Source organism: Streptomyces sp. CBMA152 (assembly GCF_014596475.1).
GTDB lineage: Bacteria > Actinomycetota > Actinomycetes > Streptomycetales > Streptomycetaceae > Streptomyces.
The window spans coordinates 181,566-203,945 of the sequence record NZ_MECJ01000011.1 but is presented as its reverse complement, the minus strand read 5'-3'; the positions used below and the strand labels follow the sequence as shown (position 1 = coordinate 203,945).

The following is a 22,380-nucleotide window of genomic DNA, read 5'->3' as shown; positions in this document are numbered from 1 at the left end:
CTGCGAAATGCTGCGAAAGGGACCCCGTTCATGACGCGCGTCCTACTGATCGAGGACGATCCGGCCGTGCGCCGAGGTGTCGTCCTGGGCCTGCGCCGCCACGGGCACGAGACCGAGGCGGTCGGCACCGGCGAGGACGGTCTGGAGGCGCTGGCCGCCTTCGGGCCGGACCTCGTACTCCTCGATCTGATGCTGCCCGGCATGAGCGGTCTGGAGGTGTGCCGCCGTATCCGCGAGACCAGCCAGCTCCCCATCGTGATCCTGTCCGCGCGTGGCGACGACATGGACATGGTGATCGGCCTTGAGGCCGGCGCCGACGACTACGTGGTCAAACCCGCCAGCGGTGCGCTCATCGAGGCACGCATGCGCGCGGTCCTGCGCCGTGTCGCCCCGTCCCAGACCGACGCGGACGTCCCGGCGGGACCCACCGTGGTGGGCGACCTGGAGATCGACCGGGGCGCACTGCTCGTACGCAAGCACGGCAAGGATGTCCCGCTCGCACCCTCCGAACTGAAACTGCTGCTCTTCCTCAGCGCCGCCCCGCAGCAGACCTTCAGCCGCCGACAGCTCCTGGAGGACGTCTGGGAGCACAGCTACTACGGGGACGCCCGCCTGGTCGACGCCTGTGTGATGCGGTTGCGCGCCAAGATCGAGGAGGACCCGCGCCACCCGGTGTACGTGCAGACCGTGCGGGGGTTCGGCTACCGCTTCGGCCCGGTACCCGTATGAAGCTCGCGGTTCCCCGCAGTCTGCGGACGCGCCTGATCGTCGCGTTCCTCGTCGTCTCCGCGCTCAGCGCGCTGATCACCGCCGCCCTCACCTTCCGGCAGGCCCGCAACGGGATCCTGGACCGCACCCAGAACACGGTCGTCCACGACCTGCGACTCCAGATCGACTCGCTCGCCCCGAACCTGCCCACCGACCCCACGGACACGGACCTGCGCAACTTCTCGCTCCAACTGGACCGCGCCGGAGGCGCACGCGGCTGGCACACCGCCGTCTCCCGTGCAGGCGGGCCTCTCATCGGCACCGCGGGCCCCGTCGGCGACTCCTTGCGCGAAGCGGTTCACGACAGCCGCGCCACGTTCTACGAGCGCGTCGGCCGGGCGGCCGAGGGCCCCCAGCTGCTCATCGGCATGCCCATCGCCTACGACAACCAGAGCACGGGAGCCAAGGGAACGGGGAGGGCGTCCGGCCTTGTCGTCTACGCCGTGCTCTCCCTGCGCGCCGAGCGGGCCGACATCTCCGCCCTGGTCACCGCCGCCTGGGCGGGAGCAGGTCCGGCGCTCGCCCTCGCGGTCGTTCCCGCGCTGCTCGCCGCCCGCCGGGTGCTGCGTCCCGTACGACAGTTGCGTACGGCCGCCGAGAAGATCACCTCGGGCGCCCTCGACACACGGTTGGACGTCACCGGCGGCGATGAACTCGCCGAACTGACCGGCACCTTCAACACCATGGCGAGCGCGCTGGAGCGGGACGACGCGGAACTGCGGCGCATGGAGGCCAACGCCCGCCGGTTCGCCGCCGACGTCTCGCACGAACTGCGCACCCCGCTCGCCGCGATGGCGGCCGTCACCGACGTCCTCGACGAGGACGCCCGCTCCGGCGACCTGCCCCCGGACACCGCCGACGCCGTCCAGCTCATCAGCGACGAGACCCGCAAACTCGCCCGTATGGTCGAGGACTTGATGGAGATCTCACGCTTCGACGCGGGCGCCGCGGCCCTGCATCTGGACGATGTGAGCCTGCGTACGCTCGTGCACAAGACGCTCGACCTGCGCGGCTGGCGGGAGCCGGAAGAGGTGACCACCGAGCTTCCGGCACAGGACGTACGTATACGGATCGACGCGCGCCGGATCGACGTCGTCCTGGCCAACCTGATCGCCAACGCGCTGCGGCACGGCGCCGCACCCGTCACCGTCCGGGCGTCCGCCACCGGGGCGACCCTGGTCATCGAGGTGGCCGACCGCGGCCCCGGCATCCCCGACGACGTCCTGCCGCACGTCTTCGACCGCTTCTACAAGGCGGACACTGCCCGTGCCCGCTCCGAGGGCAGCGGCCTCGGGCTCGCCATCGCGCGGGAGAACGTGCGTCTGCACCACGGCACCCTGACCGCCGCCAACCTGCCGGGCGGGGGAGCGGTGTTCACGGTCACGCTGCCGTCCCGCCCCGCGCAGGGGGACTCACAGGAGGGGCCATCATGAGGCGTCGTACCTGCCTCACCGCTGTGTTGTTCGCGGCCTGTCTGGCGGGCTGCGGCATCAGTCCCACCGGCCCGGTCCCGGCCGGTGCGCCTGCGTCGGGTCTGCGGCAGCCGGGGAGCGTGTCGTACCAGGCGCAGGTCTACTTCGTCAGCCCGTACGGCGTCCAGGCGGTCGCACGCCACGCCACGACTCCCGTCGGTCCCCAACAGGCGCTCGATCTGCTCCTCGAAGGCCCCGACGACGCCGAACGCGCTCGTGGTCTCATCACCGAAGTGCCGCCGATGTACGGGCAGTTGGTGGCGAAGGCCGGAGAAGGGGCGGTGGATCTCTACCTTCCGGTGCCGGTCGCGAAGATGAGCGGCGGCGGTCTGGGCCTCACCCAGATCATCTGCACCGCCGCCAACGCCCAGGTGCCCGGTGGCAGACAACCGCCTGATGTGGACGTACGGGTCCACGAGAAGGGGATCGACACGATCTGGACCGTCCGCTGCAACGCGGCGGGGAATGTGGTTCCGGTGCCGGAACCTGCGGCGAGCAAGGGATGACGTGCGGGTTTCATGGGCGGGGCTTGCTTCAAGTGCGCTTGAAGGTTCTAACGTTGCCGACATGACGGCGATCGACAGCACCCCCGTGAAGTCCCCGCCCGTGGACGCCTGTGTGGTCGCGGGGTCGGACCATCCGCGCCCCGACGGCCAGGACCGCTACACGATCCGCGAGGTCGCGGCGTACACCGGGCTCAGCGCGCCCACGCTGCGCTGGTACGAGGAGATAGGTCTGATGCCGGACGTGGAGCGGTCGCACACCGGCCAACGCGTCTACAGCAACCGGGACCTGGACTGGCTCTCCTTCGTCCGCAGACTGCGGCTGACGGGTATGCCGGTCGCCGACATGGTGCACTTCGCGGAGCTGGTCCGCCAGGGCGAGGACACCTACGACGAGCGGCGGCAGATCCTCGAACAGACCCGGCGAGATGTCCTCGTGCGGGTCGCGGAGCTGACGGACACCCTCGTCGTACTCGACGCCAAGATCGACTTTTATACGGGCGCCCACCAGGCGCCGGAAAGGGCCTGAGCGCCATCATGAGCAACACCATCGAGCAGATCCGCAAGGTCGAACTGGGCACCGGCGGCCCCCTCGTCGGGGTCCAGGGCTTCGGTGCCATGGGCATCAGCGCCGCCTACGGGGAGACGGACACCGCGACGGCCCGCGACACCCTGGAGGCGACCGTCGAGGCGGGCGTCACCCTGATCGACACCGCCGACATGTACGGCGTGGGCGCCAACGAGGAGTTCCTCGCACCGTTCGTCGCCGCGCACCGGGACGAGATCACTCTGGCGACCAAGTTCGGCATCGAGTACCGCGCGGACGACCCGAGCTACCGGGCCATCCGCAACGATCCCGCGTACATCAAGAAGGCAGTAGAAGCGAGCCTGCGCCGCTTGGGCGTGGAGGTCATCGACCTCTACTACATGCACCGCCGCGACCCCGCCGTCCCGCTCGCCGAGTCGGTCGGTGCCATGGCCGAACTCGTACGGGAGGGCAAGGTCAAGCACCTCGGTCTGAGCGAGGTCACGGGCGCCGAGTTGCGCGAGGCGCACGCCGTGCATCCGATCACCGCGCTGCAGACGGAGTGGTCGCTCTTCAGCCGGGACGTCGAGCGCAGCGCGGTGGGCGCCGCCGCCGAACTCGGTGTCGCCTTCGTGCCGTACTCGCCGCTCGGCAGGGGCTTTCTGACCGGCGCGTTCACCGACGCGAGCACGGAGCTCTCCAGCAGCGACTTCCGGCAGTTGCTGCCGCGCTTCACCGGCGACAACGCACGGGCGAACGCGGCTCTGCTTGCGCCTCTGCACAAGATCGCAGCCGATCACGGCGCCACCACGGCGCAGATCGCCCTGGCCTGGGTGCAGCACCGGGCCCAGGTGCACGGCCTGACCGTCGTACCGATCCCCGGCACCCGCAAGCGCACTCGCCTCCTTGAGAACGCCGCGGCCACCCGGATCACGCTGACCCCCGAGGAGCTGGCACTCCTGGAGCCGATTGCGGGCCGGGTCGCGGGCGATCGTTACGCGGACATGTCGCTCACCTCGGCGGCGCGGGAGGGCTAGTCCCGGCTGTGAAAGTGCCGCCTACTTGGGGCAGTTGGCAGTGATCAGCCAGGCGGGGGCGCGCAGTCGCAGTGCGCCGTTCTCCTCGTGGGTGCTGAGGATGTCGGCGAGCGTCCGGTGGGCCCGGTCCTGGACCTCTGGTGCGACCTGGCTGGTCAGGTGGCGTCCGGGGCCGGAGGTCAGCAGGAAGGAGGCCGCGTCGGCGGCGTTGCGCCCCCACGTCCCGTACGCCTCGACGCGCACGGCATCGATGTGCTCGAACCCGGCGGCGGACAGGATTTGGCCGGTGCGGTCCGGGTCCGCCAGCGAGAACATTCCGGGGCTTCCCGGTGTGCCGAACTCTCCGACGGGCAGGATGTCGCGCAGTGCCGCGACGGCCTGAAGCCACTCGTTGTCCTCGGCCCCGGCCGCGCAGATGAACGCCAGACGGCCACCGGGGCGCAAGGCGCGCCGGATGTTGCTGAACGCGGCGAAGGGGTCGGCGAAGAACATCACCCCGAAGCGGCTGATCGTGACGTCGAACGCGCCCGGCTCGAAGTCGTGGACCTGGGCGTCTCCCTCCTCGAAGGCCACGTTGGGGATCTGCTCGCGCTGCGCGCTCTCGCGTGCGCGCGCCAGCATCGGTGCCGAGAGGTCCAGACCCAGGACCCGGCCGTCGGGGGCCCGGCGGGCGGCCAGTCGGGTCGTGCACCCGTTTCCGCAGCCGATGTCCAGGACGCGGTCGCGCTCCTGGATCGCGGCGGCGTCGAGCAGGGGCTCGTTGAACCCGGCGTTGACGGCGTCCCAGCGGTCCTGGTTCTGGGCCCAGTGCTCGCCCTCGTAACCGTTCCACGCCTGTGCCTGGTCGGTGTTGACGATGTGTTGCATGCGAGGCCTCCTGGTGGATGCGGTGCGTGCCGGAACTAGTATGGGCGTGTGCCCAAACAGTATGGGCGCGCGCCCATACTGGCAATCCCCTGTGCGCCGGAGCGGGCCGCGACGCCGTAACACCCGTATGAGCCATACCAGGAGAGGCGAGGCCGATGTCACCGCGTGGAGTAGCGATCCCCGATGTTCGCGAGCGGCTCTTCGATGCCGCGGAGCGGGTCCTGGCCCGTGAAGGTCCGGCCGCGCTGACCAGTAGGGCGATCACTGGCGAGGCGGGGTGTGCCAAGGGATTGCTGCACACGCATTTCGACGGCCTGGACGAGTTCGTCGCTGAGCTGGTCCTCGACCGGTTCGCGCGTACCGCACGACAGGCCGACGGGCTTCCTGACCGAGCGGGTCAGGCCACCGTGGCCGACAACCTCACCACGGTCGCGCTGGCACTCCTGAATTCCCTGGACCCCGCGGTCATCGGCCTGGCCATGACCCGCCCCGCCGCCTCCTTCCGGATTCGCGGGGCCCTGGAGGCCGGCGCACCGGGCTTCACCGCGATCCAGGACGCGATCACCGCCTACCTGGACGCCGAGCGGCACCTCGGACGCCTTCCGGCCGCCACCGACACCCCCTCGATCGCCCTCGCGCTCGTCGGAACCGTCCACCACCTCCTGATGGCCAGCTGGACAGACGCGCCTGATGCCAGTGAGCAGGCGGTGCGCCTGGTCGCGCTGCTCGTCGGTGCCGCCCCTCAGCGGGACGACTAGCTTGGAAACTCCCCGGGTACTACCCCCTGTTCTAGGGATGGCGGTGTCCGTCCTGGCAAGAGCAGGATGTGAGGGTCAGTCATGGTCTGTGGGGGAGTGGCCGCTTCCGGCTGTGCTTCCCCGGTTGGGAGGACAGTCATGCGTCGTCGTATCGCGGGGGTCGGCATGCTCGCTGCTGCCGGTGTGCTTGCGCTCGCTGTTCCCGCTCAGGCAGCGACGGGATTCCTGGTGGTGAACGGTGTGCCGCACCAGAACCCGCAGCGGGGCTGCTACGCGACATCGTCGCCGGTTTCCCTCCGGAACTACACCAACTCGCTGGTTATGGTGCACGCAGGGCCGAACTGTCAGGGTCCGGTGACGGCAGAGGTGGACCCCGGACAGTCGGCGAACACGTTCGGGACGAGCTACTTCGTCTTCTGAGCCGGGGTGTGGTCCGGGCCTGTCCGGAAAGCACTGCCGACGTGACCGTCCCGCTTCGTGGCGTCGTGCCGTGGGTAGCCGTGTAGCCGTCCCGGACAGTCCCGCCCACCGTGCTCCCGCACCGGAGGTCTCGTGCTGTACGCGTTTGGTTTCGAGCGGATCGGTGTGGCGGTGAGCGATCTGTATCTGATGGATCCCTCGTTGCCGCCAGGACGGGAGGGGCCGGAGCGCGGTGTGCGGGTCGAGGTGCGATTCTTCGAACCGGGGGACTGGGGCGGGTCGTTGTACCGGGCGGCGCCCATCGCGGTGCACCGGCCACTGTGGAGGGCGGACCTGCTGGAGTCCGTGTCCAGCCCGCCCGGCAGCCTGGACCGTGCGCACTACCATCCACGGTTCAACGGCTGGGGCCCCGTCGACGACGTCTTCACCGACGAACTGACCGCCGACCCCGTGGGCTGGCTGACCGGCAAGCTGTCCCACCCCGAGGACCTGCTGGCCGAGGCGGGCGTGGCAGTGGACGAGATCGGCCCGCACGACGCGGGCGACCTGTGCGACGCGACCCCCGAGATCATGACCGTCGTACAGCGGCTCATCGATACCGCGGCGAGCGGGAAACAGGCCCGTCCTGCGGACTGGGAGCGACTCGACCGTGCCCGTATCAGCTGGCTGTAGCGGAGGATTCGGCGTGCTCGTGCCACCGTTTCCGGACGAGGAAACCGTCGTGACCGGTGTGGGCTGCCGGATGATTCTGAATACCCATCTGGAGTGGATACCTGAGTTCACGGTCCGCCTCGCCGATGGGCGAACTGGGCAGGGCGCTGCTCCCCGGGCCGATACACCGAGTATGTACGAGACCGGTGCGGTCGGGAGTCCTGGCGAGGCGCAGCGTGTGGTGGCGGAGGCTCAACGGGTGTTGAGCGGCGGGGCGTTCGGTCAGGTCTCCTTCGACGAGGTCCTCGACCACCACCGTTCCCACTGGGGCCGTACGGCCTGTTACGCACTCTCGGCCGCCTTCTTCGAGGCCCGATTCCGTAACGTCACCACCGGAACGCGACGGCCTCCGAAGCTGCTCCTCAACCTGCTGAACGGCGGTCTTCACGCCTACAGCCTCCCCGTGACCAGCGACTTCACCGAGTTCCTACTTGTTCCCCGGCACGACGATCCGGTGGCCGCGATCGACGGCTACCGCCGCCTGCTCGCCGACGCCCGTGCCGCGCTGACCGGCTTCCCGCTGCGCGAAGTCGGCGGCAACCCGGTGCACGATCTCGGGCTCGATCCCAACGAGGCCGCACTGTCGCTGGTGACCACACTGCTGGAGCGCGCCGGGCTCGCCGAGACCTTCGGCATCATGATCGACGCTAGTGCCGGCGACTGGCTCGACAGCGACAAGTACGCGCTGCCGGTCAGCGGCGCACGGTTGGACCGGGACGAACTCATCGGCCACTGGCTCGACTTGGTCGCCCGGTTCGACATCGTGCTGCTGGAAGACCCCCTCGCCGAGACCGACATCGACGGCTGGGCAGCGTTCCACGCCGTCCGCCCTTCCCGCTGCGGTCTGCTGAGCGACAACTTCACGTCCACCAGCCCCGCACAGCTGGCGGCCAAAGCGACACATGTGGACGGGGTGTTGCTGAAGCCCGATCAGATCGGCAGCCTGACCGGGGCGCACCGGTTCGCCTCTCTGGCCCGCGAGCTCGGTCTGCCGCTCATCGCCTCGGCCCGCTCCGTGGAGACGGGAAGCCCCTTGATCAGCCATGTCGCGGCGGCATGGGATCTGGACTACCTCAAGGTCGGCCCGTACCAGGACTTCAGCTCGGTGATGCGGACCAACGAGCTGTTACGTGGACGGGTGTTGTGACCGCAGGCGGAGTGCGGTCGCTCACCACCGTGCGGCACTCGCTGACCGCCCACAACACCGCCGGTGTCATCACGGGGCGCCTGGATGAACCGCTGTCCGCCGAAGGGCACGACGCCGTACGTCGGTTCGTCACAGCCCATGGCGTACTGTCCGCGGACGTCGTCCTGTCCTCTCCCGCCCGCCGCGCCATCCATACCGCGACTCTTCTCACGGGCCTGCCGGAACGCGACATCGCGATCGACGCGCGCTGTCACGAGCGCGACTATGGCGTGCTGCAAGGTCTGGACAGGGAGCAAGTCGCTGCTTTTGCGACCCGGATCACGTACGTCGACGCAGGCGGAGTACGGCACTCGGTTGACCCGCCCGGAGGCGAGACACTTACTCAACTCCGCGAGCGCGCCCGGTACTTCCGGCACGCGGTCCTCGCCCTCCCGGCGCGGTCAGTCCTGGTGGTGTCCCATGGAAGTTTCCTTCAGCAGGTACACGGGGTGCTGTTCCGGCGAACCACGATGGACACGCTCGCCTGCCACGTCCGCAACCTGCAGGTCGACCGCTTCACGCTCACCGCTGACGGCGAGCCGTCGCACCACCAGACCCATGCGGGTCTGGACACCGGCCTGATCTGGTGAGCCCAGGGCTGCCCGGTGGAGCGGACGTACGCATTCGCGCTTTCTAGGATCTCCGGTCCCGAGTAGCGTGCGTCCTGCGCCCGCCAGGTGTCCGACCACACCGCATGGGCCCGCAGCACCTTCCCCTGGGAAACCACGTTGACCCGGAAGGAAACGCCAGTGATCTTCGAGCGAGACACCCGCAGTAGACCCAGATCCGGACGACGCAGCCTGCTCGCGCTCGTCACGGCCGTGTTCGCGGTGCTGGTCATCGCCATGACCGGTGCACCCGCGCACGCCGACGGCTTCAGCCCGATCAACGTCTGGAATTCGAGCCACTGTCTCGACAACGCGACCGAAAACGCCGCGAAGCTCCAGATGTGGTCGTGCACCGGCGGTTCCGAACAGAAGTGGCTCGAAGGGTTCAACACCCAGACCGGCCTGTTCACCTTCACCAACCAGCACACGGGACGCTGCATCACGGCGCCCGCCTCCGGGCCGGGAACGGTCGTCATGGCGTTCTGCAACGCTGCCGACCCCACCCAGCAGTGGAACGTCTTCTTCGCGGACAACCCCAACGGGCCGCCCTCGGGCTGGTACGACGTATGGCAGAACGCGTCGAGCGGGCTCTGCCTGTCCACGCCGAGCGTGCGCAACGGCACCCTTCTGCAGACGACGCCCTGCGATCCCTCCGACCAGTACGACCGGTGGCACCAGCAGTAGCCGCCGCCCCCGTCACACCCCGCTGAGCGACAGCTTCGCGGCGAAGCCGAGGAAGAGCACACCCGCCGCCGACGTTGCTCCGGCCGACAGCCGCTTGCGGCGGCGGAAGGCGGCGGAGAGGCGGGTGCCGCTGAATATGAGCGTGGACAGGTACAGGAAGCTCGCTGTTTGCAGCAGTGTGCCGAGCACCAGGAAGGACAGCGCCGGATAGGCGTACCCGGGGTCCACGAACTGCACGAAGAACGAGACCAGGAACAGGATCGCCTTCGGGTTGAAGAGGCTGAGCATCAGCGCACGCCGGTACGGGCGCTCGACGGCGACCTCGGTGGCCTCGCCCTCGGGGCCGGGGGCCGCATCAGCCCCGGGTGACGCATGGCGGGCACGCCACATGCCGAGTGCCTGCCGCAGCATGCCGATCGCCATCCAGGAGAGATACCCGGCACCGGCGTACTTGACCACCGCGAACAGCAGCGGCGTCGTCTGCAGCAGCGACGCCGCCCCGAGCGCGGAGAGCGTCATCAGCACCGTGTCCCCGGTCCATACCCCCGCCGCCGCGACATACCCCGTCCGTACTCCACGCCGGGCCGCGACGGAGAGCACGTACAGCGAGTTGGGCCCGGGCGCCAGAATGATCAGCACCAGGCCCATGAGGTATGTCGGAAGATCGGTTACACCCAGCATGCCGCCGAGTGTCGCACAGCGGTGTGACAGTCGGTCCGGGTGTTTCACGATGTGGCACCGGGCCGCATGGTGTAGCGGCTGGAGCGGCGCGGGGACGGTGTGGCGGCCGAGTTGGTTGCGGGGAGTAGGTCCTCCGTTTGAGGACTTCGGCCTCGTGTGGCGCATGGGCGCCGGGTGATGAAATCCCGGCATCCGATATCGCCCGGAAGACCGGAAGGTTTGTCATGCGTCTTCGCTGGACCGCTGCAACCACCCATGTCCTGCTCCTGAGTTCAGTCGTCGTCGCCGCGGATCTCTCCGTGGCCCAGGCCCAACCCGTACCGCCCGCGATGCAAGAAATGGTGGCATCGCGCACTCTGCCGGACTTCGTCTATCGCGGGGCCAATCTCTGGCCGAAGGAGCCGCTGGCCAAGAACCCGGCCTATGAGTCGTCCGACCGCTATACCGAGCCGAATCCCGAGCGGGCCTTCAAGGAAGGCATGCACGCACGGCTGGCCGATGAGGCCCAGTCCCTGGACTTCTCCATCGAGCGGCACTTGCAGGGCGGCGAGCGCAACATCAGTCCGTACATCTCCACCACGGAGAACCTGGCGACCGCCAAGCAGTTCGCCCTGGGAACGGGAAACCAGCCGGCCGCCTACGGATATGAATTCCGGCAAGGCGCGGACGGAAAGGTGCGGAAGTTCGCGGTCTCCCGGGGCATCGTCTACATCATCAAGCCCACCAAGGGAAACATGGTCTCCGTCGAGGACGCCGCACAGCGGGAAGGTGTGGCGGACAAGCCCTCCGTACGGCAGAAGTTCGGCCAGCGGGAGTGGGCGGCGTTCCGGAAGATCGATCCGCAGAACATTCACTCGGCCCAGGTCTATGAGCGCGTGGCCGAGGTGGACGAGAGCGGAAAGATCGGCACGTGGTCCGAGGCCGTGATAGCCAGGGGCGAATTCACGGTGGACGGGAAGCGAATCAAGAGCCTTCAGGTCAACGACGCCTTCGACGCGGACCATCCCGGCTTCGTCCCCGCCCGTATGCCGTGCTCTCCCAGCGGCTCCGGCGGCCGCGCCAAGCGTTCCGTGAACCTGTGCGGGACCACCGCGCCCACGGAGGAGAAGCCGAGCGGTCAGGCGTTGGAAGAGCTGGAGGCGGGGCAAGTCGAGAAGGTTTTTGGGGAACTGGCGGGCAAGTACGGGCTGAAGGTGGTCGCGCGTGACGGCAAGACCTTGTCGCCCGCCGATGTCCACGCCCGGATCCGGCAGTACACGAGACTGTCGCCCGAGGCGAAGGTCAAGCTGAGGGCGGGGCTGAAGTCGGCCGCCGGGACGGCCAAGGGAGCGCTGGTCGTGGCCGGAGGCGCGCTGTGGGCGAAGGGTGTGTACGACGCCTTCGCCGAGGACACCACCAGTCTGGACAAGGCCGCCGCTCTCACCGCGATCGTCCCGTTCGTGGGCTGTGGCACGCAGGCCGCGGCCAACGGCGACCACGGCCGGTTCGACGCCGATGACACCGCGGCCTGTTTCGGGGCCGACGCGCTGCTGGTGAGTCCGTTGTGGCCGGCCGGGCTGACGTTGCACGGCGCCCGGTATTTCACCGCGAAGTGGCAGGAGGCGCAGATTCCCTCGATCACGGTGTTCCAGAAGGCGCGTGACGAGGCGTGGGGGCAGACCTTCGCGGACTTCCGCAAGCAGGGCCTGCCGAAGTTGGTCGCCTCGGCCGCGCAGGCCGAGCGGCAGCAGTTGGAGGCGGAGAAGGCGGTGGTGCTGCACAACACCGCCGAGAAGATCGCCGAGATCCAGCGCGGTGGTGCCTCGGATTCGGCCAAGCGGCTGCTGACGCGCAGCGCCGAGCGCGCCGCCGAGGGGCGGATCGACGGGCTGCCGCAGCAGATCCGGCAGCGGTTCGACACCGCGATCCGCGACGCCCTGGTGGAGCGCGCCAGGCAGTACAACGAGGAGTTCATCAAGCAGGAGGTCGACATCGACCGCTGGAAGGACGAGTCCTGGCAGGCGGCCCTGCACGGCCCCAGCCACTCCCGCGAGGACCGCCAGGAATACCTGGACAAGCTCACCCAGCGACTCCGCGACGCCGACATGCTCCCGCCGGTACCCGACGCGAAGTCCCTCGCCCCGGACATAGCCCGCGCACGCGAAGCACTGGCGGCAGGTGGCGGTAGCTGACCACCGGCCCTGCCCACCGACCGACCAGCGTCAGCGTAAAGTACGCAAATGCTGACAAATCCCCTCCCGGGAATGATCGAGGTTCCCCCATGGCACACGCACCCCACCCTCCCCACCGCACCTCCCGCGCCGGCGTCCTGCTCGTCGTGATCGGCTTGGGCTTCGCCGTCCTGGTGGCCGTCGGGCTGATCTGGTCCCGGGAGATCGCGTTCTGGATCAAGGGGCACACGGCGGGGAGCGCCTGGTTCCTCACGTACGAAGGAGCTGCGGTCGGCGGCGGGCCCCGGGCCACCGATGTGCGGTACGGGCACAACCCCGACCGTTACAAGTCGCAGTACGCGCAGGAGAGCACCGGTCCCGTACAACTCCCTTGGAGCACCGAGGTGTTCGTGAACGTCGGCAAGGAGGCGCGGGTGGAGGTGGTTCCCGCTGCGGACGGGGTGGTCTCCTGCCGCATCCTGCTCGACGGGGTCCGGGTGGTCGCCGAGGGGAAGTCCCCAGGGCCGGGCACGCCCGCTGTCTGCCGGGTGGACACACCCTCCACTCCGGAGAAGTGGCCGCGCTGACGCCGTCGGTCAGGGTGTGGCGGTCGGGAGGGTGGCGGTGACCAGGAAGCCGCCGTCGTGCGGGAGTGGCCGCCGCGCGCCGCTCCGGCAGGACGGCACCAGACAGCAATGCGTGCGCGCCTCTCGGCTGTGGTCAGGCGGCCAAGCCCTCATACCGTGGGCGTGGTGGGGCGGCTGACGGCGTTGAGGAGGTTGTCCGGCTCGCCGCACCAGGCGTGTTGTCCGGTGGAGTCCACGGTCAGGCCGAAGTCGGTGACGGCGGGGCAGCGCTGTTCCGCGCACGGTGAGCCGGAGCAGCCTGGAGTTCGCGTACGCGGTGCCGGAACGGCGTGCTGATCACCCCGCCGCGCGCGTACTGACGCACCCATGCCCACGGCGCCCCGTGCACCGCGGGCGACTGCCGCCGCCAGAACCCCGTGGACTGTGCCGAACGCCCTCCCTCTACAGTTGCAACCGCACGTATTTTGATAAAAAGAGTGGGTTTTTAGTGACAAGCAGGGCAAAGCGGTTCGCGATACTCGGCGCGGCAGGGGCGGTGCTGACGCTGACTGCCTGCGAAGGCGGGGCGAGCAGCGCGGGCGAGAACGGGCGGCGTGCGGACAGTGAGCTTTTGTCGCAGTCCCTGCAACTGTTCAAGGCGGCTTCGTCGGTACGAGTCTCGGCCGACTCCGCAGTGGCCATGGGAGGCCGCGTCGACATCTCCGTTGATCGTGACGACAACTGCCGTGTCACGGCCCAGAACAGGGTTTTCCACGTCGCCGTCGAGCGCGGCGGCCGCACCTGGATGAACTGGAGTGACGACCTCCTGGACATCGGCGCCGTCAGCCCGGAGGGCGTACAGCTGAAGCAGGAACTGAGCGGTAAATGGCTGGAGTTGAGCCCGAAGGGGAGAATTCACCGAAGCATGGCCGACCTGTGCGCCCTGACGGCCGTGCGTCAGCTCGCCGACCAGATGGCCACACCCGGCCGGCGCGCCGTCCGCGACACGGAAATCACCGAGCAGGGCGAGCGCCTCGTCCCGCTGCGGCAAGGCGGCCAGGGGAACTCGGTGACCGTCTACGTGAAGGCCGACGGAACGCCCTACATGCGGAGGCTCACCGTGGACATGCCGACCGTCGCGCCTCAACCCGTCGACTTCCAGTTTCAGGGGTATGGCGAGTCGGTCACAGTGCAGCCGCCGAAGGTCACGCAGACCGTGCGCTCAGCGCGTATCGAAGCCCTGGCCGAGAAGAATCTTGCGGCCGGGCTGCCTGGCAGGTGAGCCGGGCCGGTCGGGATGAACGACGAGCTAGCCCATGTCGACCACTTCGGTCGCCGCCAGAGCCCGTACGTCCAGCGGTTTGTCGAAGGCGCTGAACGACGTGGTGCTCTGGAGCTTGGCGCCCTTGTAGAGGACCTTGAGGATGTACGGCTTGCCCTCGGCGGCGACGTAGAAGGTGTACGTTCCGCCCTTGTCCGCATCGTCCGTCACCTGGAGCGGGATCGTGCGGGTGCCGTCGACGTCGACCGGGTCGCTCTGCCGCGCCTTGCCGAAGGAGGCGAACTCCCGGGTGCACTCGACGAGTCCGTCCCCGGGCGTCGCCTCGCTGGTGAGGGTTTTCACCCACCGCGACTGCTGCCGCGCACCCGTCATCGGGTGACCCGCCGCCTTGAGGTACGCGGCGTTCGGGCGGGCGTAATCCGTGTCGCCGATCCGGATCTGCTCGAAGACGGCGCCCGAGGCCCAGGTCGTCTTGGTCGCGCAGGTGTGTTTGAGGTCGGTCGTGTGGTGGCTGGAGGTGGTGCCCCACGTACCACCGGTGGATTTGGAGTCGATGGTCACCGAACGGAGCGCGCCCATCGTGCTGTTCGCGTCACGGAGCAACTCCTCGGCGGAGCGCCCCTTCCCCGTACCGCCCCCGGAGCAGCCGACCACGGCGGCACCTGCCGTCACGCACGCCAAAACCCCTGTAACGGCCCTCGTCACAGCCACCGGTGCCGTACGCACGACGCCCCTCCCTGGTCGCTCCTGCTGATGAAGTGATCACAGTAATCGAACGTGTCGCGAGTCGGCCGGGAAGGAGGGTTATGGGCGGCGGCCCCACGCCGAGATCATCGGGGCGGTGGCCAGGTCGAGTCGGCCGGCGGCGACGTTGGCCAAGTGGCTGTCGATCTCCTCGTCGGTCGCGAGGCCTTGCGCGACCAGATGGTGGCGGACCTGTCGCACCGTCGCGTCTTCGAGCACGGCGCAGGCCGGGGAGGTGATGGGGAAGTACGCGTCGGCCTGCACATCGGCCAGACCGGCTTCGCGGAGCACCCTGGGCAGGGTCCGCCCGTACGCGAGGTCCGCGCCGCGTGCGGCCATCAGCGTACGGAAGCCGGACCGCAACCGGTTGGCGAGCCGCTGTTCGGGACCCGACTCGTCAGGGCACACCAGCGGTAGCAACATGGGGTCGGCGTCCTCCAGAAGCAGCCACCCACCGGGCCGCAGCGCCTGGACCATCCGGCGCAGTGCCTCGGCGCGGTCGGTGACATGCACCAGGACCAGCCGGGCGTGCACAAGATCGAAGGCGCCGGGCGGCGGGGGATCGGCCGCCACGTCGTGGGACAGCACCTCGATCACCCCGTCGGCGATACCCCGCGTCCAGGACACATCGATGTCGGTGGCGATCACCGTACCGGTCGGACCCACTCGCTCCGCTAGCCCGAGAGGTACGGACGTTCCGCCGGCCCCGACCTCCCAGCACCGCATACCGGCACCGATCCCGAGCCGGTCGACGTGCCGGAACGTCACCGGGTCGAACAACTCGCCCAGGGCGCGGAACCGTACACCCGCCTCGGACTGTCGGTTGTCCAGCAGATAGCCGCGGTCGCTGTCGTTCTCAGCCATGGGGTGAGTGTGGCAGAGGGGTTGAGGACGGGGTGCTCGGGATGGGGTGATCAGGCGCGGCGCCCGGAGCGGCACTTGGCACACCGATGAGTTTCTCCCGCTCCCCCCGTCTTACTAGCGGCAGACCGCACCGCGCGGTCGCCTGGGAGGGACATCATGAGGAAGATCACGGCCGGCCTGTTCATCTCGCTCGACGGGGTGGTGGAGGCCCCCGACCAGTGGCACTTCCCTTATTTCAACGACGAGATGGGCGAGGCGGTCGGCGCGATGCTCGGCGCGGCCGACACCGTGCTGTTCGGTCGCAAGACCTACGACAGCTTCGCGGGGGCGTGGCCGGAGCGGGAGGTGGCGGGCGGCGAGGACGCCGGTTTCGCCAAGACGCTCGGCGGCGCCCGCAAGATCGTCGCGTCGAACCGGAAGCTTGAGTTCACCTGGCGGAACTCGGAGCAGTTGGAGGGTGACCTCGTCGACGCCGTCACCGCCTTGAAGAACGAGTCGGGCGGAGACATCTCCCTCAGCGGCTCGATCTCGGTCGTCCGCCAACTGCTGGCCGCCGGGCTGTTGGACGAGCTGCATCTGCTGGTGCACCCTCTCGCGGTACGCAAGGGTATGCGGCTGTTCGACGAGGGCGAGAGCCCGATCCCGCTGCGGCTGATCTCCTCCGAGGCGTTCCAGACCGGAGTGCTGCACCTGGTCTATGCCCCGGCCGAGCCTGCCGGCGACGGCGCGTACGACGACGCGAAGGAGCATCTGCCGCGAACCGGGCAGTGACGACGCAGACGTCCGGCCGGGAGTCTGTCGGCGGTGCCGACCGTAGTTCGCGCGCGGCGAGAGAGCGGGCGCGGCACCGGGCCTATCGGCGGGACCCGTCGCCCGTCGGCCACGGTCCGGGAGTTGTTGGCTGAGGGGGTGCTGTTGTGCCGTGGGCGGTGGCTGCCACGCTCGTTGGAGCCCCATGCTCCGGCGAAGCGGCTTTCTCCTGGCCCGGTCGCCGGTGGCGGTCTACGCGGAGGTCCCCCGTCTCGGCGTACACCGCGGGTGCCTGCCCGCCCATCAGCGGCGGGCGGGCACCCACTCACTGTGGACTGACACCCGGACCCGGCGTCAGCTACAGCCAGCCCCGCCGGGCCTCGGTGACCGGCTCGTCACCCGGTGGCTGGGCCAGGCGGCCGTCGCGGATCCCCTCAAGGAGCAGGTTGATGGCGTCCATGATCTGCGGAACCGTACGACGCAGGTCCACCGAGTCCGCCGGCCCCACCTCGTCCGGGGCCACTCCCGCCTCCTTGAGCAGCCCGTCCAGGTCACAGAGCCGCTCTGCCACCCAGCCCAAGGGGTCTGCGGTGAGCTGCTCGACGAAGACCCGAAGGCCGGGTTCCCACGCGCGGAACCTCGGGTGATGGTGCGTCCGGTCAAAGGTCGCGAAGGGGCCGTCCGCGGACTCCAGCAGGTCGCCCCGCCACAGCGGACGGTCGATCATGATGGGCCGCGCGGAGTAGATGGACCCTTTCAACTCGCCCGGCTCCAGCATCCGCAGCTCGATACGGACTCCCCGCTCGGGACCCTCCTGTCCTGGCTCGGGTTCGGGATTGACGAAGTAGAGATCACCGACTACGACACCGACCCGCTCGAAGCCGAATGCGTACAACACGGGACCGCCTCACTTTCGGCTGCCACACGATGAACTGCCCCATGCCGCCCGCCTCGTGGCGGGGACCAGAAGTTGCCTGCCCGGGATGCCGACCGGGGACACTTCCCGACTCAGCCGGTCGGCCGGATCCTGTGCACGAGCCGCGTTCGGCGCGAGGCGGACGTCAAACCGTTGTGGTTCAGCGGGCCGGTGGAGGCGTAGGCGTCGCCGGGGGTGTACGGGGAGAGCGAGATACCCGCCGACACCACGGTCGGCGTCTACCGGGGGACCCCCAGATCTGAGGGTTGCCGGTCTCTCCTCTACAGCGTCAGGTCGACGGCGTCACCTGCCGGAGACCAGCCCGGCCAGGTGGTGCAGCGAGTTGGTCAGATGCTCGGGGCCGAAGGGCGGGAACGGGATGCCGCGGTCCCGGATGTACTGCGGCACCGCCGACCAGTCGTAGGTGAGCGTGACCTCGGTCTCGGACGGGCCGAGCGGCGCGAGATCGTAACGCCAGACCCAGCCGCCGAACTCCAGGTCACCGTCGCCCTTGTCCTGCCCGGTCAGCCAGCCGATGGTGCGCGGCGGGTCGAGCACCTGGACCTTGTTGACCGTCTGGTAGTCACCGTCGGGATGGTTGGGGTGGTACATGTCCATCCGGAAGATCTGCCCCACCTCGGTCAGCGGCGCCGTGTCGGCGGCTTCCTGGACCCAGCCGGTGCCATCGATCGCCGCATGGGTCGTCGGGTCCGCCAGCACCGCGAACACCCGCGCGGCGGACACCGCGAAAGTCAGGGTGGCGCTCACGTTCTCCTGGTCCACGGTGTGCACGCTCCTCGTCGTCGGGGACGTTCCCCCTGTGCAGACGACGCGGCGAGGCGGAACTCATCGGTCGTGCGGGCGGAACCCGCGTCCGTACGACCAACTCGCGGTCAGAACCAGTGGAGGCAGTGCGGGGAGCGCTCGGCGCCGAAGAGGGCGTCGGCGAGGGCGGCCGCGCCCGGGCGGTGGGCCCGGATGTGTCCGGCACGTACGAGCGTGCTCGGGGCGGTGCCGCCGAGGTAGATCGAGCCCAGGTCGCTCACGTCCAGGGACAGGTCGGGCTCGCGGTCCGTCGGGACGCAGTCGGCCTTCCCGTCCTTGACGGTCAGCAGGTGGCGGCCGTGTTCGCCGAGGAACGGGTCGTCGACGTCGAGGACGAGCTCGCCGTCCAGGAAATAGCCGCGCGCGGTCAGCGCACGCGGCACGTCGAGCAACCGCACCCAGAGCCAGTCGGTGTCGCCGCTCACCTCTCCGGCGCGGAAGTCCTCGAACTGCCAACGCAGCGGGTGCCCGGTCGGGACGTGCTTGAACACGACCTGGGTGACCAGGTCGTGGCCGAGCAGGAACCGGGCCAGGGCCGCGTACACGGCGTCGTCGGTGGCGATGGTCTCGTCGACGGTCAACGTCTGGGACTCGCCGAGCGAGTAGCTGGCGTACCCGTCCGGGACGCCGTCGGCGTCACGGTGGACGGCGATGTAGCGCGGCGCCGGAGAGATCGGCGGCTGGCCCGCGCCCGAGGACCACCAGCGGTGCGGCCGGGACAGCGCGCCGGGCTGGGCGCGGCGGTAGCGGTCGTAGACCTCTTCCAGGATCTCGCCGCACTCGGCACGCCGCAGCACCTCGATCGAGCCGGTCGCCGGGGCGTCGGCCGCTCCGCGCGCCCGGGGAAGGGCGAGGGTCGCCTGGTGGCGCGGCACCGTCAGCCGCGCCGTGTAGGTCGCCGGTCCGTAGCCGAACCTGCGGTAGATCACGGCCTCGGCGGCCAGCAGTACGGAGAGGTACTCCCCGCGGGCACGCAACTCGGTGAGCTGATGCCGCATCATCGCGGTGAGCACGCCCTGGCGTCGATGCGAGGGCAGGACACCGACGCCGGTGACCCCGGAGGTCGGGACGACGATCTCACCGGGCAGGGTGAGCTCGAAGGAGTACGCACCAGCGGTGCCGACGGGCCGCCCGTCCGCCGTCACGGCCAGCAGGTTGCGGTCCATTTCGAACGCCGACCAGAAGACCCCGCCGCCGTCCTCGGCCGGGGTCTCCGGGAAGCGCCCGAACGCGGTATGGAGTGTGTCGACGAAGACGTCGAGGTCCTGGTCGGTCGTGGAACGTATCTCCATTGCTGCCGCTGCCTCCAGCGATACCGGCACCACCCCGCGTAGTGCCCCGCCACAGTGCAGCGTTGACCCGTGGTCAGGTCAACCGAATTACTCCGCGTCGCGGCAAAGGAGGAACCTGCTCGTCCTCCTCAAGCGCTGGGCTCCACCGGTCGCAGCCACAGCAGCGCCGCCGTGGTGGCCGCAAGCAGTGCGACGCATCCGCTGAAGATCAACCCCGACTGTCGCAGCCCCAGCGTGACCGCCATGATGCCCACTCCGACCACGGGAATCGAGATCGCCACGTAGAAGACGACGAACAACGCGGAGGTGATCTCCGCCCGTCGCTCGGCGGGGCTGCGCTGGCTCACCGTGGTGACCCCGGCCCGGAACGACAGCCCCTGCCCCGCGCCCGCCGTGAGCGCCCCCGCGATCAGCAGTGGCAGCGAGGCCGCGAGCAGCGCGGAGGCGACCAGCGCCATGCCCACCACGAGGACCACGCATCCCCACGGCAGCGCCCGGTGCACACCGACCCGCCCCATCAGTAACTGACCGGCCGTGGATGCCGCGAAGGCCAGGAAGACCACCGTGCCGGACACCGCCGGATCGCCCACCCCCACCACCTCTTTGAGGAAGCTCGGTGCCACCGACGTGAACAGGCCCAGTGTCGCGAACCCCGCGAATCCGGCCATGGCCGCCGGTACGAAGGCGGGGCGCACCGACGGCGGTACGCGCAGCCGCCGGGGGCCACGCGGCCTGCCGTGCCGGTCCCGTACCGTCTCCGGGATCAGCAGCACACCGATCACGGCCGCCGCCACGAGTACCAGATCCAGGAGGAACACCTGGTGGAGCGGGTCGGGCGCGTACTGCGCGATCAGACCGGCGAGCAGCGGGCCGCTGCCCAGGCCGCCCATGTTGGCGGCGGTGGCGACCAGTGTGGCGGACGCGGCCCACCGCCGAGGGGCGAGTTCCACCACGGCGGCGGTCGCCGTCCCCGTGAACAGCCCGGCCGACAGCCCCGACAGCACTCGGCCCGCGAACAGTTCCGGCAGCCCGCGTTCGAAGAGGAAACACCCCGCGCTCATCGCCGACAGCACCAGCCCGGCCAGCAGAACCGGCCGTCTGCCCACGGAGTCCGACAGCTGCCCCAGCAGGAGCAGCGCCACGATGACACCGACGGCGTACACCGCGAAGATCACGGTCACCATGAACGAGGAGAAGCCCAACTTCTGCTGGTACAAGGCGTAGAGAGGAGTGGGCAGCGTCGTGCCGCACATGGCGACGGTGAACGCGTAGGCGGCCAGGGCGAACGGGAGGCCGCGCCCGGTGTCGTACCGGCCAGGGCTGACGTCGTCCGCTAGGCGCGCGGATACGGGGTTGCTCACCGCGTCTGCCTATCAGGAACACGCGAGTGAGGACGTGACGCCCCGCCGCCGATGGCCATGACACACCGGCTGGGCGAAGACCCGACGGCGTGCGGCTGTCACGCCCCCGTACCGTCGGCATCCGGGACCCGACGATGGGTCCCAGACGGGGCCGCCGCCTCATGTGTACGGGGCCCGGGCACACCGACGCTGAAGGGGCATCGATCACCCCTCGGGCAGCGCCCGGTCTGCGAGTCCCCTCATGTGCGCCTCCTCCGCATCCGTAGCCCTCGACCGGAGCATCGGCTCCGGTCCGGCCCGTTTCCCCCTCCAGGTACGGGCCGGCGCCACCTCGTGGTGCGAACTGACGGACACAGCCCGGCAGTTGGACGCGGAACGTTTCCTGCTCGTGTCCGACCGTGGTGTCCCGGCGGCGCATGTCGACCGCGTCCTGCACCACCTCGGCGCGGCCGCACCCACCCAGCTGGCATGGGCGTCCGGTCCGGGCGACATCTCTCCCGACGCCGTGATCGTCGCTCTCGGCGGTACGAGCGTCCTTGAGGCAGCCGCCCGCCCGGCCGCACACACCCGCCGGGGCCCTCTTCTGCTGCCGACCACTCTGCCCGCCGTACTGGACACCGCACTCTCGCTGGTGGGCCCCGACGGGCCGCGCCGTGTGCCGGTTCTGGTGCGTGCGCAGCTGGAGTTCCTGGACACGCTCGCGCCCAATGCCGTGCGGCCCGGGCTGTATGCGCTGGTCAGGAATGTGCTGTCGGTGTGCCCGGCCGCGTATGACCAGGTCAGCGCCCGGCTGCGCCCGGACGACAGGTACGACCGGAGCGAGCTTGCCTCGTTCATCGCCCTGTGCGCCGATGTCCGTGCCGCTCTCACCTGCTACGACCCGCTGGAGGACGGTCCGGCCGGGGTGTTCCGGTACGGGCATGTGGTGGCCGACGCCCTGCGCACGCTCGGGGTCGGCGCCCTGCGGTACGGCGACGCCGTCGCCCAGGGCCTGCTGGTGGCGGCCCGGTGCGCCCGCCGGATGGGACTGCTCGACGCGGCGGGGGAGGCCGCGCACCGGGAACTGCTGGGGCGCTGGGGTGCTCCCGGCCTCCTTCCTTCACCCGTCACCGCGCAGGACGTGCTGAGGGCCCTGCGGCACACGGCGAACGGCACCGTCGGCATGGTGCTCCTCGACGCCCTGGGAGAGCCCCACGTATCCGGCGGTCACACCGTCATCTCGGTCGACGAGGACGTCCTGCGGGCCGCCCTGGGCGGGGCGACGGACGGCCTGGTGGCCCGTCCCCGGCGGCCGGGATCCGGCCGGGACACGGTCGGGACCGGCGCCTCATGTGCCCGGGGCGCCGGGCGTCCGAACGTGGTGGAAGACGTTCCGATCCGGCCCCGACCGGGGTCGCGCATTCTGTGAG

At 69.7% G+C, this 22,380-nt stretch carries 24 protein-coding genes; 16 read left to right on the top strand and 8 right to left on the bottom strand.

The annotated features are described in order from the left end of the window. Positions 1 to 30 precede the first annotated feature (30 nt). From BG418_RS10680 to BG418_RS10660, 5 genes are all read left to right on the top strand, one after another. Positions 31 to 729 carry a response regulator transcription factor gene (locus tag BG418_RS10680; RefSeq protein WP_188273513.1) on the top strand — a complete coding sequence of 233 codons (699 nt, stop codon included), beginning with the start codon at positions 31 to 33 and terminating at the stop codon, positions 727 to 729. Next, complete coding sequence (locus BG418_RS10675) at positions 726 to 2,201, top strand: sensor histidine kinase (RefSeq protein ID WP_188273512.1); 1,476 nt, start codon at positions 726 to 728, stop codon at positions 2,199 to 2,201. The genes BG418_RS10680 and BG418_RS10675 overlap by 4 nt, the downstream gene beginning before the upstream one ends. Continuing rightward, the gene (locus BG418_RS10670; RefSeq protein WP_188273511.1) at positions 2,198 to 2,746 is read left to right on the top strand and encodes a hypothetical protein; all 549 of its coding nucleotides are present in this window, start codon (positions 2,198 to 2,200) and stop codon (positions 2,744 to 2,746) included. Before BG418_RS10675 ends, BG418_RS10670 begins: the two co-directional genes overlap by 4 nt. Before the next feature lie 61 nt (positions 2,747 to 2,807). Then, the gene (locus BG418_RS10665; RefSeq protein WP_188273510.1) at positions 2,808 to 3,272 is read left to right on the top strand and encodes a MerR family transcriptional regulator; all 465 of its coding nucleotides are present in this window, start codon (positions 2,808 to 2,810) and stop codon (positions 3,270 to 3,272) included. Positions 3,273 to 3,280: 8 nt separating this feature from the next. Beyond that, the gene (locus tag BG418_RS10660; protein ID WP_188273509.1) at positions 3,281 to 4,306 is read left to right on the top strand and encodes an aldo/keto reductase; all 1,026 of its coding nucleotides are present in this window, start codon (positions 3,281 to 3,283) and stop codon (positions 4,304 to 4,306) included. 21 nt (positions 4,307 to 4,327) lie between these two features. On the opposite strand, the gene BG418_RS10655 is transcribed toward BG418_RS10660, so the two are convergent. Further along, entirely contained in the window at positions 4,328 to 5,173 is an 846-nt protein-coding gene (locus BG418_RS10655) for a class I SAM-dependent methyltransferase (RefSeq protein WP_188273508.1), read from the bottom strand. Positions 5,174 to 5,328: 155 nt separating this feature from the next. Between BG418_RS10655 and BG418_RS10650 the strand changes: the two genes are divergently transcribed. The 6 genes from BG418_RS10650 to BG418_RS10625 all read left to right on the top strand — a co-directional run bounded on the left by BG418_RS10650 (position 5,329) and on the right by BG418_RS10625 (position 9,540). Further along, a complete protein-coding gene (locus BG418_RS10650) occupies positions 5,329 to 5,931 on the top strand; it encodes a TetR/AcrR family transcriptional regulator (RefSeq protein ID WP_188273507.1) in 603 nt (200 codons plus the stop codon). Between the two features lie 138 nt (positions 5,932 to 6,069). Further along, a complete protein-coding gene (locus BG418_RS10645; RefSeq protein WP_188273506.1) occupies positions 6,070 to 6,351 on the top strand; it encodes a hypothetical protein in 282 nt (93 codons plus the stop codon). Positions 6,352 to 6,483: 132 nt separating this feature from the next. Next, positions 6,484 to 7,023, top strand: coding sequence for a hypothetical protein (locus BG418_RS10640; RefSeq protein WP_188273505.1), 540 nt, complete (start codon positions 6,484 to 6,486; stop codon positions 7,021 to 7,023). 172 nt (positions 7,024 to 7,195) lie between these two features. Beyond that, positions 7,196 to 8,209, top strand: a complete 1,014-nt coding sequence (locus BG418_RS10635) for an enolase C-terminal domain-like protein (protein WP_188273504.1) — start codon at positions 7,196 to 7,198, stop codon at positions 8,207 to 8,209. Further along, on the top strand, positions 8,206 to 8,838 hold the full coding sequence (locus BG418_RS10630; RefSeq protein WP_188273503.1) for a histidine phosphatase family protein: 633 nt from the start codon (positions 8,206 to 8,208) through the stop codon (positions 8,836 to 8,838). The genes BG418_RS10635 and BG418_RS10630 overlap by 4 nt, the downstream gene beginning before the upstream one ends. A gap of 159 nt (positions 8,839 to 8,997) precedes the next feature. Further along, the gene (locus BG418_RS10625; protein ID WP_317453601.1) at positions 8,998 to 9,540 is read left to right on the top strand and encodes an RICIN domain-containing protein; all 543 of its coding nucleotides are present in this window, start codon (positions 8,998 to 9,000) and stop codon (positions 9,538 to 9,540) included. A 12-nt stretch (positions 9,541 to 9,552) separates the two neighbouring features. Here BG418_RS10625 and leuE read toward each other — a convergent pair whose 3' ends face one another. Beyond that, positions 9,553 to 10,221: a leucine efflux protein LeuE gene (leuE, locus tag BG418_RS10620; protein WP_188273502.1), complete on the bottom strand. Its 669-nt coding sequence runs from the start codon at positions 10,219 to 10,221 to the stop codon at positions 9,553 to 9,555. Between the two features lie 224 nt (positions 10,222 to 10,445). Here leuE and BG418_RS10615 point away from each other — a divergent pair, with 224 nt between their 5' ends. The 3 genes from BG418_RS10615 (at position 10,446) to BG418_RS10605 (ending at position 14,219) form a co-directional block, all read left to right on the top strand. Further along, the gene (locus BG418_RS10615) at positions 10,446 to 12,392 is read left to right on the top strand and encodes a hypothetical protein (RefSeq protein ID WP_188273501.1); all 1,947 of its coding nucleotides are present in this window, start codon (positions 10,446 to 10,448) and stop codon (positions 12,390 to 12,392) included. An 89-nt stretch (positions 12,393 to 12,481) separates the two neighbouring features. After that, on the top strand, positions 12,482 to 12,958 hold the full coding sequence (locus BG418_RS10610) for a hypothetical protein (RefSeq protein WP_188273500.1): 477 nt from the start codon (positions 12,482 to 12,484) through the stop codon (positions 12,956 to 12,958). 535 nt (positions 12,959 to 13,493) lie between these two features. Then, positions 13,494 to 14,219, top strand: coding sequence for a hypothetical protein (locus BG418_RS10605; RefSeq protein WP_188273499.1), 726 nt, complete (start codon positions 13,494 to 13,496; stop codon positions 14,217 to 14,219). Between the two features lie 27 nt (positions 14,220 to 14,246). Here BG418_RS10605 and BG418_RS10600 read toward each other — a convergent pair whose 3' ends face one another. After that, complete coding sequence (locus BG418_RS10600; RefSeq protein WP_317453600.1) at positions 14,247 to 14,891, bottom strand: hypothetical protein; 645 nt, start codon at positions 14,889 to 14,891, stop codon at positions 14,247 to 14,249. Between the two features lie 132 nt (positions 14,892 to 15,023). Then, positions 15,024 to 15,827, bottom strand: coding sequence for a methyltransferase domain-containing protein (locus BG418_RS10595; protein WP_188273498.1), 804 nt, complete (start codon positions 15,825 to 15,827; stop codon positions 15,024 to 15,026). A gap of 156 nt (positions 15,828 to 15,983) precedes the next feature. Between BG418_RS10595 and BG418_RS10590 the strand changes: the two genes are divergently transcribed. Beyond that, positions 15,984 to 16,598: a dihydrofolate reductase family protein gene (locus tag BG418_RS10590; protein ID WP_188273497.1), complete on the top strand. Its 615-nt coding sequence runs from the start codon at positions 15,984 to 15,986 to the stop codon at positions 16,596 to 16,598. 337 nt (positions 16,599 to 16,935) lie between these two features. Here BG418_RS10590 and BG418_RS10585 read toward each other — a convergent pair whose 3' ends face one another. The 4 genes from BG418_RS10585 to BG418_RS10570 form a co-directional block, all read right to left on the bottom strand. Then, complete coding sequence (locus BG418_RS10585; RefSeq protein ID WP_188273496.1) at positions 16,936 to 17,475, bottom strand: hypothetical protein; 540 nt, start codon at positions 17,473 to 17,475, stop codon at positions 16,936 to 16,938. Positions 17,476 to 17,796: 321 nt separating this feature from the next. Further along, on the bottom strand, positions 17,797 to 18,276 hold the full coding sequence (locus tag BG418_RS10580; RefSeq protein WP_317453599.1) for a polyketide cyclase: 480 nt from the start codon (positions 18,274 to 18,276) through the stop codon (positions 17,797 to 17,799). A gap of 110 nt (positions 18,277 to 18,386) precedes the next feature. After that, positions 18,387 to 19,610: a GNAT family N-acetyltransferase gene (locus BG418_RS10575; protein ID WP_188273494.1), complete on the bottom strand. Its 1,224-nt coding sequence runs from the start codon at positions 19,608 to 19,610 to the stop codon at positions 18,387 to 18,389. Positions 19,611 to 19,738: 128 nt separating this feature from the next. Next, on the bottom strand, positions 19,739 to 20,863 hold the full coding sequence (locus BG418_RS10570) for an MFS transporter (protein ID WP_188273730.1): 1,125 nt from the start codon (positions 20,861 to 20,863) through the stop codon (positions 19,739 to 19,741). A 349-nt stretch (positions 20,864 to 21,212) separates the two neighbouring features. On the opposite strand from BG418_RS10570, the gene BG418_RS10565 reads away from it, so the two are divergent. After that, entirely contained in the window at positions 21,213 to 22,379 is a 1,167-nt protein-coding gene (locus BG418_RS10565) for a hypothetical protein (RefSeq protein WP_188273493.1), read from the top strand. Position 22,380 lies beyond the last annotated feature (1 nt).

Excerpts from the sequence above, each read along its gene's own strand:
- BG418_RS10570 (WP_188273730.1), bottom strand. The coding sequence starts at position 20,863 with ATGTGCGGCACGACGCTGCCCACTCCTCTCTACGCCTTGTACCAGCAG.
- BG418_RS10655 (WP_188273508.1), bottom strand. The coding sequence starts at position 5,173 with ATGCAACACATCGTCAACACCGACCAGGCACAGGCGTGGAACGGTTAC.
- BG418_RS10670 (WP_188273511.1), top strand. The coding sequence starts at position 2,198 with ATGAGGCGTCGTACCTGCCTCACCGCTGTGTTGTTCGCGGCCTGTCTG.
- BG418_RS10565 (WP_188273493.1), top strand. The coding sequence starts at position 21,213 with ATGTGCGCCTCCTCCGCATCCGTAGCCCTCGACCGGAGCATCGGCTCC.
- BG418_RS10615 (WP_188273501.1), top strand. The coding sequence starts at position 10,446 with ATGCGTCTTCGCTGGACCGCTGCAACCACCCATGTCCTGCTCCTGAGT.
- BG418_RS10665 (WP_188273510.1), top strand. The coding sequence starts at position 2,808 with ATGACGGCGATCGACAGCACCCCCGTGAAGTCCCCGCCCGTGGACGCC.
- BG418_RS10610 (WP_188273500.1), top strand. The coding sequence starts at position 12,482 with ATGGCACACGCACCCCACCCTCCCCACCGCACCTCCCGCGCCGGCGTC.
- BG418_RS10675 (WP_188273512.1), top strand. The coding sequence starts at position 726 with ATGAAGCTCGCGGTTCCCCGCAGTCTGCGGACGCGCCTGATCGTCGCG.
- BG418_RS10590 (WP_188273497.1), top strand. The coding sequence starts at position 15,984 with ATGAGGAAGATCACGGCCGGCCTGTTCATCTCGCTCGACGGGGTGGTG.
- BG418_RS10680 (WP_188273513.1), top strand. The coding sequence starts at position 31 with ATGACGCGCGTCCTACTGATCGAGGACGATCCGGCCGTGCGCCGAGGT.
- BG418_RS10645 (WP_188273506.1), top strand. The coding sequence starts at position 6,070 with ATGCGTCGTCGTATCGCGGGGGTCGGCATGCTCGCTGCTGCCGGTGTG.
- leuE (WP_188273502.1), bottom strand. The coding sequence starts at position 10,221 with ATGCTGGGTGTAACCGATCTTCCGACATACCTCATGGGCCTGGTGCTG.
- BG418_RS10660 (WP_188273509.1), top strand. The coding sequence starts at position 3,281 with ATGAGCAACACCATCGAGCAGATCCGCAAGGTCGAACTGGGCACCGGC.
- BG418_RS10635 (WP_188273504.1), top strand. The coding sequence starts at position 7,196 with ATGTACGAGACCGGTGCGGTCGGGAGTCCTGGCGAGGCGCAGCGTGTG.
- BG418_RS10650 (WP_188273507.1), top strand. The coding sequence starts at position 5,329 with ATGTCACCGCGTGGAGTAGCGATCCCCGATGTTCGCGAGCGGCTCTTC.
- BG418_RS10575 (WP_188273494.1), bottom strand. The coding sequence starts at position 19,610 with ATGGAGATACGTTCCACGACCGACCAGGACCTCGACGTCTTCGTCGAC.
- BG418_RS10595 (WP_188273498.1), bottom strand. The coding sequence starts at position 15,827 with ATGGCTGAGAACGACAGCGACCGCGGCTATCTGCTGGACAACCGACAG.